Consider the following 12,735-nt stretch of genomic DNA (forward strand, 5'->3'; position numbering starts at 1 on the left):
TGGTTTCAGGGGCGACTAAGTAATCTATTTTGAGGCGAGAAAACCTTGTCGATAACACCGCTGCCGCACCCTACTATCGCCAAGGTATCTACGCGATAGGCATGGCAAAATGTTAGCGTCAGGTTTGTTCTTTCAAATTGAGCAAGTATTAAGATTAATTGATACAAGTGTAAGCACGCCCGTGGCTTACACTTCCTCTGCTCTAAGTGTCAATACTTCATAGCCTTGCTCGGTTACCAGTACGGTATGCTCCCATTGTGCTGAGAGTTTTTTATCTCGTGTCACTACCGTCCAACCGTCTTTCTTGGTTTTAATTTTAGCATTGCCTTGGTTGATCATCGGCTCTATGGTAAAGGTCATCCCCGGTTTTAGCGCCATGCCTGTATTTGGCTTACCGTAGTGTAAAACATTGGGGCCTTCGTGCATTTCTTTACCAATGCCGTGGCCGCAGTATTCTCGCACCACACTATACCCTGCTTGCTCTGCAACGCGCTGGATCGCCGCACCAATATCGCCAAGCTTAGCGCCAGGTTTTACTATGCGGATCCCAGCCCACATGGCTTGGTAGGTTGTTTCAACGAGTCTTCTAGCCGGTAACAGCGCTTCAGGCATCACATACATTTTGCTGGAGTCACTGATAAAGCCATTTTTCTCTAAAGTAATATCGATGTTCACGATATCTGATGATTTCAGCAGTTGCGATTTACTCGGTACGCCATGGCACACAACCTCGTTCACTGAACTATTGAGCACAAATTGATAACCATATTGACCTAAACTTGCCGGACGTGCATTTAGCTTATCCACAATAAAGTTGTGTACTCTGTCATTAATCTCCAGCGTAGAAATACCGGGCTCAATCCAGCTATCGATATAGTCAAACACTCGCGTAAGTAAACTGCTACTTTCACGCATCAGATCAATTTCATCGGCTGTTTTGATTGTTACCTGCTGCATACTACTTCCCTTGGTATTCTCGCGCCTTAACGCGTTGCCTTTCTGCTGCAATGATTTCAATAAATGTCATGGTGGGGTTTTCCTCAGCCAGACGCCCTACTTTTATCCAAAACTCTGCTTGTGCATTGATTGAACGAGACATAACCGTGCTTGCCTCACGTACTTCATCATGTAATTCATCTGAGATTTTGACTATACCCACAATATAAACCAACTATGAATCATATATAAATCGTATGGTACTTTAAACTAACAGCTGTACCAAACGCAACCTTGTTTTATGGCTACCACAGGTAGCCATAAGGATTGGCCTTCATATTTATTGCAGTTGAGATGAGCCCTAGCGCTGAAAAGGTGTTAGTTCACAATCGGCATAGACGATGCCTGCCATTTTTGCATATCTCCCTCTAAATGCTTCAATTTATATCCTTTTGGCAGCAGCTCCTCAATAAAAATACCAGCACGGCGTCCTGAGCGACAATACACCACCAAAGTGTCACCACGCAGCTTTGAGAGTGTCTCTTGGTGTTGGTTAATTTCATCAAACGGTATATTAATAGCACCTTTGATATGTCCGTCGCTAAACTCGGCTGCGCTTCTCACATCAATAATGGTAAATGGTGAAATAGACATCTGATTCACTAACAGCTGATACTGTGTGATTTTGTCTGTTGACTGAGCCAAACAGGCACTACTTACAAAAATGAGTAGGCCAATAATCAATTTTTTCATCGCAATCCTCTTTATCGCTATCATTTCTACCATGACATACCGTAATAAAATGTAATGCCACACAATTTACTAATGTTTATAAAGATTTTCAGGTAATACTGTAAAACACATTATCAATACTTGAGAATTTTAGCTCAAGATCAGTCGTTAACTCACTGAAATACCAAAGATCAAAAATGTAATTTAAGATAAATAAAAAAATCAATGCGTTAACTTGCCTCCTCACTAACATCCAGATGAGTTAAATCAGCGGTCAGCTCAGAATCCAACTAAGTTGACACTTTTTTGTTTACCAATTTAGCCTTTACATATGTTTTTTAACATTTATCACCTCATGAATTTTCATTCAATTTTTCACTTAAAAGATTGCTTAGCATTAAAGTAAAACAATAAAAAATGTAGAAAAACCCCAAAGTAAAAGCAGTTTACTTTTTATTACTCGAAGAATTAGTTCAAAACTGCGCATAAAAACCCACGCTTAATTTAGGCTTTTATCAACAAAAGGAACAAACTTAAAACATTCGCAAAAAAGATTTAATTTCATATTTTTATAAAGATTAAAATATAATCCAAAATCAAATTTCAACATAAGCAAATGGGTTTATTGAGCTGTACTAATGAATGTAAAAAAACTCTCTATCGCAAATCAAATAGTTTTAAGTTTCACCTCTGTCTTTATCATTTTCGTTACCGTGGGCCTTTTGAGCTACAAGGGCATGAATGAAATAAACGCTAACCTGAACTACATTGTCAGAACGAGTATTCCTTCTGTAGAGACAGTCAAGAATATAAAGATTGATTTGTCTACAATAAGAAAGGATGAGTTTAGTACGGCTTTAAACCCAGAAAATGAATTGGTTAGTGAATGGCTAGAGATCCTAAGAGACCTTAAAAGGTCATTAAATGATAAGATTAATTTATATAAATCATTGCCTGTTAGTGCGGAAGAAAAAGCACTCTTTAATGAGTTTATCTATGCTTGGCAACGATATGCTGACGCTACATATCATTATGAAAGTTTAATTTTAAGTGGGAACGCTACCGAAGCAAACCGTATAATTTTAGATAGCTACCCACTTTTTGCTAAAGCCATGTCAGAGCTAACCGAGCTTGAAGCACTGAATAATAAGAGCGTAGAGCAGTCTGAGCGCAAGGCTATTGCCGCTGTAAAAAGTTCTTTATTTACACTCGCTATCTCAGGCCTATTAATCGCAATAACTATTGTTCTGATTTGTTTAGCGCTGAGTAAGGCTATTAAAACACCGTTAGCGGTATCAGTTTCACTTGCAAGTAAGATTGCTCGAGGCGAGCTAAACCACGCGATTGTACTTGAAGATCTCGGTAACAACGAACTGGGCTTGCTGACTCAGTCTTTAGAAAAAATGCGTGCGCAACTACATGCCTTAATCACCATGATTAATGACTCTGCAATTCAACTAACCGCTGCGGTCGAAGAAGTAAATGCTATTTCCTATCAAAACGCACAAGGCATGAATACGCAGCAAAATGAATTACAATCGGTCGCCTCAGCAATGACTCAAATGCAAGCTGCGATCAGTGAAGTGGCTAAAAGTACAGAAATGGGGGCTGAGTCAGCAACTCAAGCGAGTGATAAAGCCAAAGAAGGTAGCAGTGCCCTTAAATCCAATATTAGTCATATTTCAGACGTTGCAGAAACCGTTTCCTCAGCTGGTGAGCTTGCCAATAACCTTGAAAAGAACTCTCACAATATCAATGTAGTCGTTGATGTGATCCGAGAAATTGCAGAGCAAACCAATTTATTGGCTTTAAATGCTGCAATTGAGGCCGCCCGTGCTGGGGCGCAAGGTCGAGGTTTTGCCGTTGTCGCCGATGAGGTGCGTTCGCTTGCACAAAGAACACAGGATTCCACCACACAAATTGTAGAGATTGTTAATGATCTACAAACCAAGTCAAAAGAAACGGGTATCGCGACCAAAAGCTGTGAACAAGGAATAGCACTTTGTGTAGAGCAGTCAGAAGTCGCAGGTAACATGATCCAACAAATTGAAAGCCAAATAGACAGTATTGCTGCCATGAGCACACAAATCGCTTCTGCCTGCCATCAACAATCCGTCGTTTCAGAAGAGCTGAACAAAAATATTGAGACAATCAACTGTTCAGCGGTTGAAATGACCGAAGGTGCAAACCAAACGGCCACTGCATGTAATGAAATGAGTAAACTTGCTCATGACCTTAAAGCACAAGTAGATAAATTTACGCTCTAAGGTCACTCATCTGCTCAAACCATCGTCGCGCTTAGCTAAGGCAATTGCTGGGCGCCACGATTGGAGTCTAAAAATGCCCTCGCCGTTTCATGTTGGCTGTCTAATTGCAATAATTGTTGATAAACAACACGTGCACTTTTCTTATCTCCCTGCTTGAGATGCGCTTCTGCAAGGCTGTCATAGGTGTTCACACTTTTTGGATGTGCAGCAACATTTACCTTAAAAAACTCGATAGCAGCATGGTAAGCACCAACTTCGAGTAATTGATAGCCGAAACGGTTTAGTCGGCGCTCGCTAAACCCCAGCCCTTCATGCACTTGTTGCTGATAACTTTTTACTGCTGCTGCAACACCTTGTGCAATAATGGTTGCAAACAGCGTTCGTTCAGCACTTAACCTTGGAACTTGCACTGCTTTACCCGCGAGTATATCAAGTAAACCGTTCACCATATCTGTAAGCGGTGCACCACCTGTATTGTCAAACAAAATGATCACGGTTTGGTCTTCCAGCACTCTTGTGATCTTTGTGCCAAACCCGGGAATTCCGCCACTGTGATGAACCAGTGTTCTCGTTTGGCTAGCTACCTCTTGTTCGTTTATTTCCCAACCAAAGCCATAATTTCTATGCTTAGAGGGGATAAACAACAATGACTTTAACTCCGGGGATAATAACTTGTCGTGATAAAGCGCACGGTCCCATTTATACATATCTTGTACTGTTGAGTACATTGCACCTGCTGAAAAAGGCACGCTCATATCTATAAAGTCCGCGTGTTTTACGCCCGCTAGCGTCGTATCGTAACCACTAGCTAGGCCTTTAATCAATTTCTTATGGTCGGCAAATCCTGTATCTTTCATATCAAGTGGCATCAATATGTGCGTTTCAAGTAGTTGCCAGTAACTTTTTCCTGTCACACGTTCAAGGATCCGCCCAAGTATGGTGTAACCGGCATTGCTGTAACGAAATGCCGAGCCTGGCTTAAACCGTAAATCACCCGAACAGAATATCTTGATAAATTCATCTCTGTGGTAAGGGTTATAACCTTGTACTCGACGAAACTCTGGGTGTCTAAATACATCAGGAAGACCCGACGTATGATTAAGTAATTGCCGTATGGTAATTTGCCTTCCAGTATCTTTTCGATATTCCGGCAGATAGCTAACAATATTGGCATCGAGGTTAATACGACCTTGCTCCACCTGTTGTAAAACCAAAACAGCCGTAAACTGTTTTGTCACCGATGCAAGCTTAAATTTAGTACTGGGCTGGTTTGCTATTTGCCACTCAATATTGGCAAATCCATAACCCTGCTGTAACAAAATGTCTGACCCTTGCGCAATCAAAACCGCACCATCGAACTCTTTAATCTGATGATACTGCGCGATATAACTATCTAGCTTCTGTTGTAACGGCTCTGCTGCATCAGCAGACAGGGAAAATAAATACAAAAACAACAGTAAATTAACGAGTACTTTCATGTAAATCCTTGTTTATTATGATGACACACCTTACTCTACGGATCTGTTGTTGGCTTGCTAGTGTGCTTGAGTGACTTTAAGTGACATAAAAATTAAAAGCTTTTAAATCAATAAAATAATAAAAATAGGATTTATAAATTGCAGTATCAATTGAATCAAAAATGGCATTTTGATGTCAGTTCACGCACCATCAGCCATAATGAAACCTGTCACACACTGACACCTCTGAGCCATAGATTATTACTCACCTTAATTGAACATGCACCCAACCTTGTGACTTATCAGCAACTAGAACAGCAGGTATGGCTTGGGCGAATAGTGACCCATGATGCAATAAAAAAACAAATAGCGAGATTAAGAAAACAGCTTAACGATGATGCCATCCAGCCAGAGTATATTGTGTCTGAACGCAGCTTTGGATACCGCCTTAGTGCAACTGTAGAGAAAGTAAATCACCAGCCACTGGTGCCGACCACAAAACGGTTTTCGATTATCACGGTGTCAGCAATTAGTTTTGCCCTACTCTGCGCGTTAGGAATTTATCAATACTCCCTCACCTCATCAAAGCATGCAGAAAACACTGTTATGGTGCTGAGTGTGGCGCAGCAACATGTTGCGCAGGAAACCGCAGAAGATAATTTACGTGCCATCACGCTGTATCAGCAAAGCATTAATACCTCGCCAGCTGTAATTGAAAGTTATAAAGGCTTAAGCCAAGCATTACTGGATGACTATAAATTATATAATCAAACTGGAGATGCCCTCGAACAAAGTTTAATAAATGCAAAAAAAGCGCTTGATTTAACCCCTACCAGCCCATCAGCGCAGCGACTTCAAGCTCAAGCCCATGCGCTACAAGGTCGCTATAGTCTGGCACAACAGCAACTCACAGACATGGTCGCTGATACGCCTGACTGGCCTTTACTTAAAGCAAACTTAGCCAAGTCCTACTTGTCACAAGGTAATACCATTAATGCCTACCCGTTAGCACGTCAAGCCTACGAAAGCTCCTCTAGCGAACCAAAGATCGTTGCTACCTATCTCAACTGCCTACGCAAAATGTATATGAATCACTGGTTTGAAAACGTTTATAACAATGTAAGTCCCACGGTAAAAGCATCTCCTTGGGTGCAACTGGAATACATAAAGCTTTTGCAGCAACAAGGAAAACATAAAACAGCGACTCAACAACTTAATGTATTAGCCAGCACCGCTTCACATTCTCAAGCGCTAAATTGGTTCACCGCCCTTTCTTATCTTAGTGAATACCATCATAAACAAGCCGTTGACACTTTATCGCTGACTGTTGAAAAACAAGGGAAATATGCTTTATTTAGCCGATTATATTTATCATTACTCACCGCTCAGCCTAAATTGATAAACAGATACCAAAATGACATCCTCACTCTCATTGAAGCTGGTAACCAAGATCCTGAGTTAGTATTTAGCCTTGGTCTTATTAGCCTTTACCATCAACACAATGTTAAGGCCAAGCGCTATTTCAAACAGGCTATATTACTGGGGTTTAGTGATGAATTTAGGTTTAAAGCATTACCCTTCAACCTCACAGCAGAGCAAGCTCACTTTATAGATATCATTATCCAGCAACTCAATGTCTCAAACTTAAAGAGAAGGATTAAACGCACGCCAAAGTAGCCACGATACATGATCTAACGATAAGTGGGGGCGAATGATAAAGATAACCCTGCTTAAGGCTGGCAAAAAACGAACGAGCTTATACCAGTTCATCTTAATACTTACTCAATTTTAAGGAGTATATCTTACAGTTGCATCGTGCCAAACTCGGCTGCTCAGCAGCAAGTTAATATCTTAAATCTAATTGCGATATTAGACACTCACTCAACTCGTATTTGGACAAAAATGAGTTTGGCTGAGTCAGTCATTAATTTAATTTTTTTAGATTATTAACTAATAAAGCTTGAAGTATTTCACTGACTCTCTAAGAGCTTGAGCTATTTTCACCAGTTCCCTGGACTGTGCAGCAGTATCGTCTGCTAAGCTGAGATTACTGTCACTTATGTCTTTTATGTTGACAATATTCTGATTAATTTCCGTTACTACAGCCGTTTGTTCTTCTGCTGCGGTGGCTATTTGCATATTTACATCATTCATGAAGCTTACAGATTCTGATACTAAACTAATAGATGAGCCTGTTTCTTCACTTTCTTTTACTGCTTGATCTGAAGAGTTTCTGCTCTCATTCATGCTATCTACAGCACTAAGTGCACCTTGTTGAAGCTTTTCTACCCTTTCTCTAATATCATTTGCTGCTTCGTTAGTAGAATTTGCCAGTGAACGAACTTCGTCGGCTACAACCGCAAATCCTCTGCCAGCTTCACCTGCTCTGGCCGCTTCAATCGCAGCATTCAACGCCAACAAATTTGTTTGAGCAGAAATTCCAGAAATCACGTCCAAAATACCACTAATATCTTGTGTTTCTTCGCTTAGCCTTTTTATCTTCGTTTCAGACTCTAATATATTTGAAGACAACATATGCACGGTTTTGACAACACTTTTTACACTAATCAAACCATCTGAACACTTGTCTAATGATTCTTGTGCTGAAGAAGAAGCTTGCGATGTACTAGCTGCTACATCAGTCACGGTAGCGTTCATTTCCTCCATAGCTGCCGCAACGAGAACAGTTTGTTCTTGCTGTTCAGTCGTACCATCTTGAGTTTTTTGTGTTGCTTGTAGCAGTTCATTTGATGATGACAAAAGTAAATCAGAGTTGCTTTTGATAATCATTATGTTTTCCGCCAATTTTTCAACCAATAACTCTAAGTTATTGCTTAAGTTATGGGCTTCTTTTACACCGTAGTTGTCAATATTTACCGATAAATCACCACTTGCAACAGCTTCCATGTCCGAAACCATCGTTTCCATTGGTTGAAATAGTGTTTTCTTCAAATATTTACTAGAAACAAAAATAAACACAGATCCTAACAGCGTATAAAAGGCCAAAATAGAGTTTCTAGTTTCGCCCATTTCAGAAATTAACCCCGTACTGTCAAAAGCTGACTTTATCACCAAGACTTGCTCATTGCTCTCATTTATCTCTTTATACTCCGCGACCAGATAACCAGTTAAATTAGTGGGCCAAGCCTTAGACTTGAAGAGTTCTTTACCATTCACAGAAAGGATCGAAACCGCAGAGTCTAATTGGACTTCCATATTTTTTAAATTGTGAACCGGATCGACTATAATCTCGCCATAACCCTTAATACGTAAACCACCAAGCGGGAAAACAGCAGAGTAGTAAGGCTTTCCATCGTTATTCCAAAAGTAAAAGTGTTTTTTTAACTTATCTTTTCCTTCACGTTTGTTCAAAATTGATTTTAAACCTGCATTCATAGTTGGCTCCATAGCATCCCCTTCGGTACTAGCTGCTATAAAGTTAAACTCAGTGTCATATACCTTAATTTTGGAAATATTTACCAACCCAGCTGTATGAAACCTTCGCTCAAACGAATCGTTAAGTAAGTCGCTCAAATTATCTGATTGAGATCGGTCTTTTAGTGTTTTGCTGAACAATTTTCGAAGCTCTCTGTCGGAGGCTAGTTCTTTTGCCAACTGATTTGAAATAGCAGAAAGCTCTTTTACTGATTGTTGAGATGTGAAATCAATAAACCTAGAAGAAACCTGTAACTTTGAGTCGAATGCTTGGTCTTTGTATATACCAGCAGTGATAAACATACCAACTATTGTTAATACTGCAAAAATAGCTATTACCACGCTAATCAATAATCGAGTAGAGATATTATGGATTCGAATCAAAAGAATACCCTGAGTTTTATCCTATGTATTTTAAATAGCCAACCTAATTTGATGAAAATACTATTGATTTTGACTATTTGAATGTTTTGCCAACCTTTGAATTAGCTTCATTTTCTAATTGGCTACAGGCATACCATTATTGACCCAAGCCTCCCAACCACCTTTAAACCAAAATATCTTCGTATAGCCTGCTTCTTCTGCGATAAGTGCCGCTATTGCGCTTCGGCCACATTTAACACCATTGCAATAGAATAAAACAGGAGTTCCCTTTGATGGTATTATCTTAGCAAGCTCTGCTGGTGTTGTTTCCGTATCAGGTAAGGATAGAGAGCCTTCTACAAACCCACCACTTCTGTCTTTTTTAGTTCTTGAATCTACAATTACAAGTTCTTCATACTCGTCAAATAATTCCAAAAACTCCTCTACGTTTACAGGCTTTATAATATTAGAGCTTGTTACCTTTCTTTCTACATCTGTAGTCAATTTTGTTGCAAAGGCTGTAGAGGATAAAAGTAAGGCTGAAATAAGACCAATAGTGTACTTAAAGCGTTTCATTTTCATTATTCCCCGATAAATAAGCTCTATAGATAGAATCTAATACAGTGTTGACAAATAGCAAATTTTTTAAGTTATTAACTCACGATAATCCTAACTCAAAAAGCCCCACATTGTTCAAGCAAAGCTAAGATAAACATCCCGATATGTCATCTACTGACGATTGTATAATTGTTTTCAACTTCGACTATCAAATTGGAATAGAGGCAGCAAGAATAAGCTGCGAGTAGAGCTAACAATCGGTTTCTCTTGAAATTTTGATACTAAAGTAGCCTTAGTTCTTCTCATAGAGTGAGTACCATATAAGTCAGAATCAAGTCCTAACTGAACAGCCCAGTTTCTAATGATAGAGCTGTAATATGAATAGCTGATTGGTTGATTCGCGCGACGCAAACTGAAAAACAAATAATCGTTTGGTTGTAAAACTTTGTTCTGAACCCAGCGACTAATGGACTGTTGGGTTCTAGGTGTTATTTCAAATTGAACTTCAGTACCTGTTTTCTTCTGTGTCCATTGAACTCGTTCAAATATATGATCAGTAGTGGCGACGTCTCTGACTCTCAGAGACAACAAATCACAAGACCTCAACTTACTATCAATAGCTAAATTTAGTAGAACAAGTTGCATCAAGTTATTCTTAATTTCTAGCCTAGTTCTAATACGCCAGATTTCTTCAAGTTTAAATGGGCGTTTTACTCCAGTTGCATTGGAATTGATTTCTGTATTCATGATGACCTCCTTATTAAAAGTCACCTTAACTTTAGAAAATGGACGAGATTCTAGAGTATTTACGTTAAGTGGTTTTGGGGCAAAAATGAGTTGGTTGAACGGCCACTTTGTTGAGTTGCGGTAGCATTCACAACCATCACCTATGCGCTTAAAGCGGCCTGTCAGGCGAGTCTAATAGACCCACTCATTTAAACGGTAAGATTTGGGGGTAAGCTACTATACATTAGCTTATTTCTTTCTCACTTTAGGGCATTTTGAGGATAGTCCTGCTCTTATATGCCCAAGTTCTTGTCTCTAGTTGGCAAGGCTGATTCACTTTCAATAATTCACTAGTAGCAGGGAGCTTTTCGCTGTACTTTACAGTTTACCCTTACTTTTGAGCTCTTCTAACCGCTCTCGCTCTGCCAAAATCGCCTTTAACATCTGAGTACGCAGCTGCGCTTCTTGCCCTTTTAACTCTGATAGTTGCTTCTCAAGTTCTTTTACTTCATCGGTCACCGTATTATCACGATACTTTTTGCTGCCGACATGCTCTGCAATAACGGCTCCGTCATCGGGCGTAATATCTTGTTGGTGGTTTATTTTCATAAAACGCTGTTCTCGGGATTGCATCAGCTTATCAATACGCTCTTGCAATGTATGAATTTGCGCTTGAATAAGATCCATCGCTTTTTCTAAGTTTTCGTAGTCTTCTTTAAAGACTGGATTATCTTCCTTATAACCCGTTGCCTCTTCATCAAGCTCCTTTGAGAGCACCACACGCTGATCTTGCTCATTCTCATTTTCAACTTCACTTTGAGGTAATGACTGAGCGTTTTGTGACACAGGTTGAGATGCAGCTGATGATTTAGACATAACGTCAGGTACTCTTGGTAATAAGCTTCCCTGATGTATTCGAATATCCATTTTCACTCCTTGGGATCAATACGATTAATTTGATGCTGACGGCAGGGGTAAGTAATTAATGTTAGATCTCCTTGTGCCCCGTTTATTCGCAGCTCCGTTTTACTTTATCGGTCAATCAAAAATAAACTTAAGACTATTTACCCTGAACTAGGGGTAGTAACTTGTTCTCTAGCAGCTATTACGCCTTTTGCGCTTAGGTGTTTTAGCTGACTAGCTCACTTTTACCCCACGTTCGGGCTATTTAAATTTTCGTTCCTAATTTAGTTTCCACTGTCTTCAAACTGACACAAACTCGCGACTAATTTGTCATAAAAGCGCGCAAAAATGATAGTTAAGCTAACTCGGCTAGGAAGTATGTTGGTATAGCCTCTTTTTTCGCGGGAGCGTTATGGAAAACAAGCATATTGCAGTAGTTACCGGTGCCTTTGGTGGTATTGGTTCTGCTATTACAAAAACACTCATTGAAAAAGACTTTTTTGTTATCGCCGTTGCGAGCGAAAGACGCAATGAGGCTGACTTTGATAATTGGCTTAATACTTTGCAAATCAACCCAGTAAACGTAAAGCCGTTATTTTTAGACGTCACCAATGCTGAACACTGCCACACTGCGATGACGCAAGTGTTACAAGAGTTTGGCAACATAGACTTACTGGTCAATAACGCGGGTATTACCAGAGATTCTGCATTTAAGAAGATGACACATACGCAGTGGAGCGAAGTCATAAACACTAACCTAAACTCTTTGTTTAATATGACAAATCCTGTTTTTTCTGCAATGTGTGCCAGCCGCCAAGGTCGTATCATAAACATCTCTAGCGTAAATGGACTAAAAGGCCAGTTTGGTCAAACAAACTATTCTGCCGCTAAAGCCGGCATGATTGGCTTTACTAAAGCCCTAGCCTACGAAGGTGCTAGAAGTGGTGTTACCGTCAATGCTGTTGCACCTGGCTATACAGAAACGCCCATGGTAAGCGCTATGCGTGAAGATGTATTGAACAGCATAAAAGCACAAGTGCCCATGCAAAGGCTGGCGACTCCTGACGAAGTTGCCGCTGCGGTAGCCTATTTGGCATCAAAACAGGCGAGTTATATCACAGGAGAGACACTCTCTCTTAATGGCGGATTATACATGCAGTAATATCGCAACCACCAAAGGAATGAGCTGTACCTGATGTTTGGTGGCATTGTGGTTTATATAAAACCAATTTATTACTCTGAGATTTTGAGAAGAAATGTACTGGCTTTTTTAATACCAATTTTCTTAATTAAGTGGTCTATTTTGAGGCGAGAAAATCTTGTCGATAACTAGGCAAAAATTTTGCTATTTAGTTGTT

The 12,735-nt window shown here is 39.9% G+C and carries 11 protein-coding genes; 3 read left to right on the top strand and 8 right to left on the bottom strand.

Translation table 11 applies throughout. From position 1 onward, the window contains the following. Positions 1-186: 186 nt before the first annotated feature. From map to D9603_RS20430, 3 genes are all read right to left on the bottom strand, one after another. Positions 187-957, bottom strand: a complete 771-nt coding sequence (gene map / locus D9603_RS20420) for a type I methionyl aminopeptidase (protein WP_128732698.1) — start codon at positions 955-957, stop codon at positions 187-189. Between the two features lies 1 nt (position 958). Further along, a complete protein-coding gene (locus D9603_RS20425; protein WP_128732699.1) occupies positions 959-1,159 on the bottom strand; it encodes a ParD-like family protein in 201 nt (66 codons plus the stop codon). Between the two features lie 155 nt (positions 1,160-1,314). Then, entirely contained in the window at positions 1,315-1,689 is a 375-nt protein-coding gene (locus tag D9603_RS20430; RefSeq protein ID WP_128732700.1) for a rhodanese-like domain-containing protein, read from the bottom strand. A 617-nt stretch (positions 1,690-2,306) separates the two neighbouring features. Here D9603_RS20430 and D9603_RS20435 point away from each other — a divergent pair. Next, the gene (locus D9603_RS20435; RefSeq protein ID WP_128732701.1) at positions 2,307-3,935 is read left to right on the top strand and encodes a methyl-accepting chemotaxis protein; all 1,629 of its coding nucleotides are present in this window, start codon (positions 2,307-2,309) and stop codon (positions 3,933-3,935) included. A 35-nt stretch (positions 3,936-3,970) separates the two neighbouring features. On the opposite strand, the gene D9603_RS20440 is transcribed toward D9603_RS20435, so the two are convergent. Beyond that, complete coding sequence (locus tag D9603_RS20440) at positions 3,971-5,413, bottom strand: serine hydrolase domain-containing protein (protein ID WP_128732702.1); 1,443 nt, start codon at positions 5,411-5,413, stop codon at positions 3,971-3,973. 138 nt (positions 5,414-5,551) lie between these two features. On the opposite strand from D9603_RS20440, the gene D9603_RS20445 reads away from it, so the two are divergent. Beyond that, a complete protein-coding gene (locus D9603_RS20445; RefSeq protein ID WP_128732703.1) occupies positions 5,552-7,069 on the top strand; it encodes a winged helix-turn-helix domain-containing protein in 1,518 nt (505 codons plus the stop codon). A gap of 273 nt (positions 7,070-7,342) precedes the next feature. Here D9603_RS20445 and D9603_RS20450 read toward each other — a convergent pair whose 3' ends face one another. From D9603_RS20450 to D9603_RS20465, 4 genes are all read right to left on the bottom strand, one after another. Then, positions 7,343-9,211 (bottom strand): methyl-accepting chemotaxis protein, encoded by a 1,869-nt coding sequence (locus tag D9603_RS20450; protein WP_128732704.1) that lies wholly within the window; start codon positions 9,209-9,211, stop codon positions 7,343-7,345. Positions 9,212-9,325: 114 nt separating this feature from the next. Continuing rightward, positions 9,326-9,772 carry a rhodanese-like domain-containing protein gene (locus tag D9603_RS20455; RefSeq protein ID WP_128732705.1) on the bottom strand — a complete coding sequence of 149 codons (447 nt, stop codon included), beginning with the start codon at positions 9,770-9,772 and terminating at the stop codon, positions 9,326-9,328. Positions 9,773-9,943: 171 nt separating this feature from the next. Continuing rightward, positions 9,944-10,495 carry a tyrosine-type recombinase/integrase gene (locus D9603_RS20460; protein ID WP_128732706.1) on the bottom strand — a complete coding sequence of 184 codons (552 nt, stop codon included), beginning with the start codon at positions 10,493-10,495 and terminating at the stop codon, positions 9,944-9,946. A 357-nt stretch (positions 10,496-10,852) separates the two neighbouring features. Next, the gene (locus tag D9603_RS20465; RefSeq protein ID WP_128732707.1) at positions 10,853-11,401 is read right to left on the bottom strand and encodes a hypothetical protein; all 549 of its coding nucleotides are present in this window, start codon (positions 11,399-11,401) and stop codon (positions 10,853-10,855) included. A 388-nt stretch (positions 11,402-11,789) separates the two neighbouring features. Here D9603_RS20465 and D9603_RS20470 point away from each other — a divergent pair, with 388 nt between their 5' ends. Next, complete coding sequence (locus D9603_RS20470; RefSeq protein WP_128732708.1) at positions 11,790-12,539, top strand: SDR family oxidoreductase; 750 nt, start codon at positions 11,790-11,792, stop codon at positions 12,537-12,539. The last annotated feature ends 196 nt before the right edge of the window (positions 12,540-12,735 follow it).

The sequence above is a fragment of the Pseudoalteromonas sp. PS5 genome (assembly GCF_004103255.1).
Lineage (GTDB): Bacteria > Pseudomonadota > Gammaproteobacteria > Enterobacterales > Alteromonadaceae > Pseudoalteromonas > Pseudoalteromonas peptidolytica.

What these genes read in the sequence shown, in the direction of transcription:
- map (WP_128732698.1), bottom strand. Translation starts at nt 957, where the DNA reads ATGCAGCAGGTAACAATCAAAACAGCCGATGAAATTGATCTGATGCGT.
- D9603_RS20430 (WP_128732700.1), bottom strand. Translation starts at nt 1,689, where the DNA reads ATGAAAAAATTGATTATTGGCCTACTCATTTTTGTAAGTAGTGCCTGT.
- D9603_RS20435 (WP_128732701.1), top strand. Translation starts at nt 2,307, where the DNA reads ATGAATGTAAAAAAACTCTCTATCGCAAATCAAATAGTTTTAAGTTTC.
- D9603_RS20440 (WP_128732702.1), bottom strand. Translation starts at nt 5,413, where the DNA reads ATGAAAGTACTCGTTAATTTACTGTTGTTTTTGTATTTATTTTCCCTG.
- D9603_RS20455 (WP_128732705.1), bottom strand. Translation starts at nt 9,772, where the DNA reads ATGAAAATGAAACGCTTTAAGTACACTATTGGTCTTATTTCAGCCTTA.
- D9603_RS20460 (WP_128732706.1), bottom strand. Translation starts at nt 10,495, where the DNA reads ATGAATACAGAAATCAATTCCAATGCAACTGGAGTAAAACGCCCATTT.
- D9603_RS20465 (WP_128732707.1), bottom strand. Translation starts at nt 11,401, where the DNA reads ATGGATATTCGAATACATCAGGGAAGCTTATTACCAAGAGTACCTGAC.
- D9603_RS20470 (WP_128732708.1), top strand. Translation starts at nt 11,790, where the DNA reads ATGGAAAACAAGCATATTGCAGTAGTTACCGGTGCCTTTGGTGGTATT.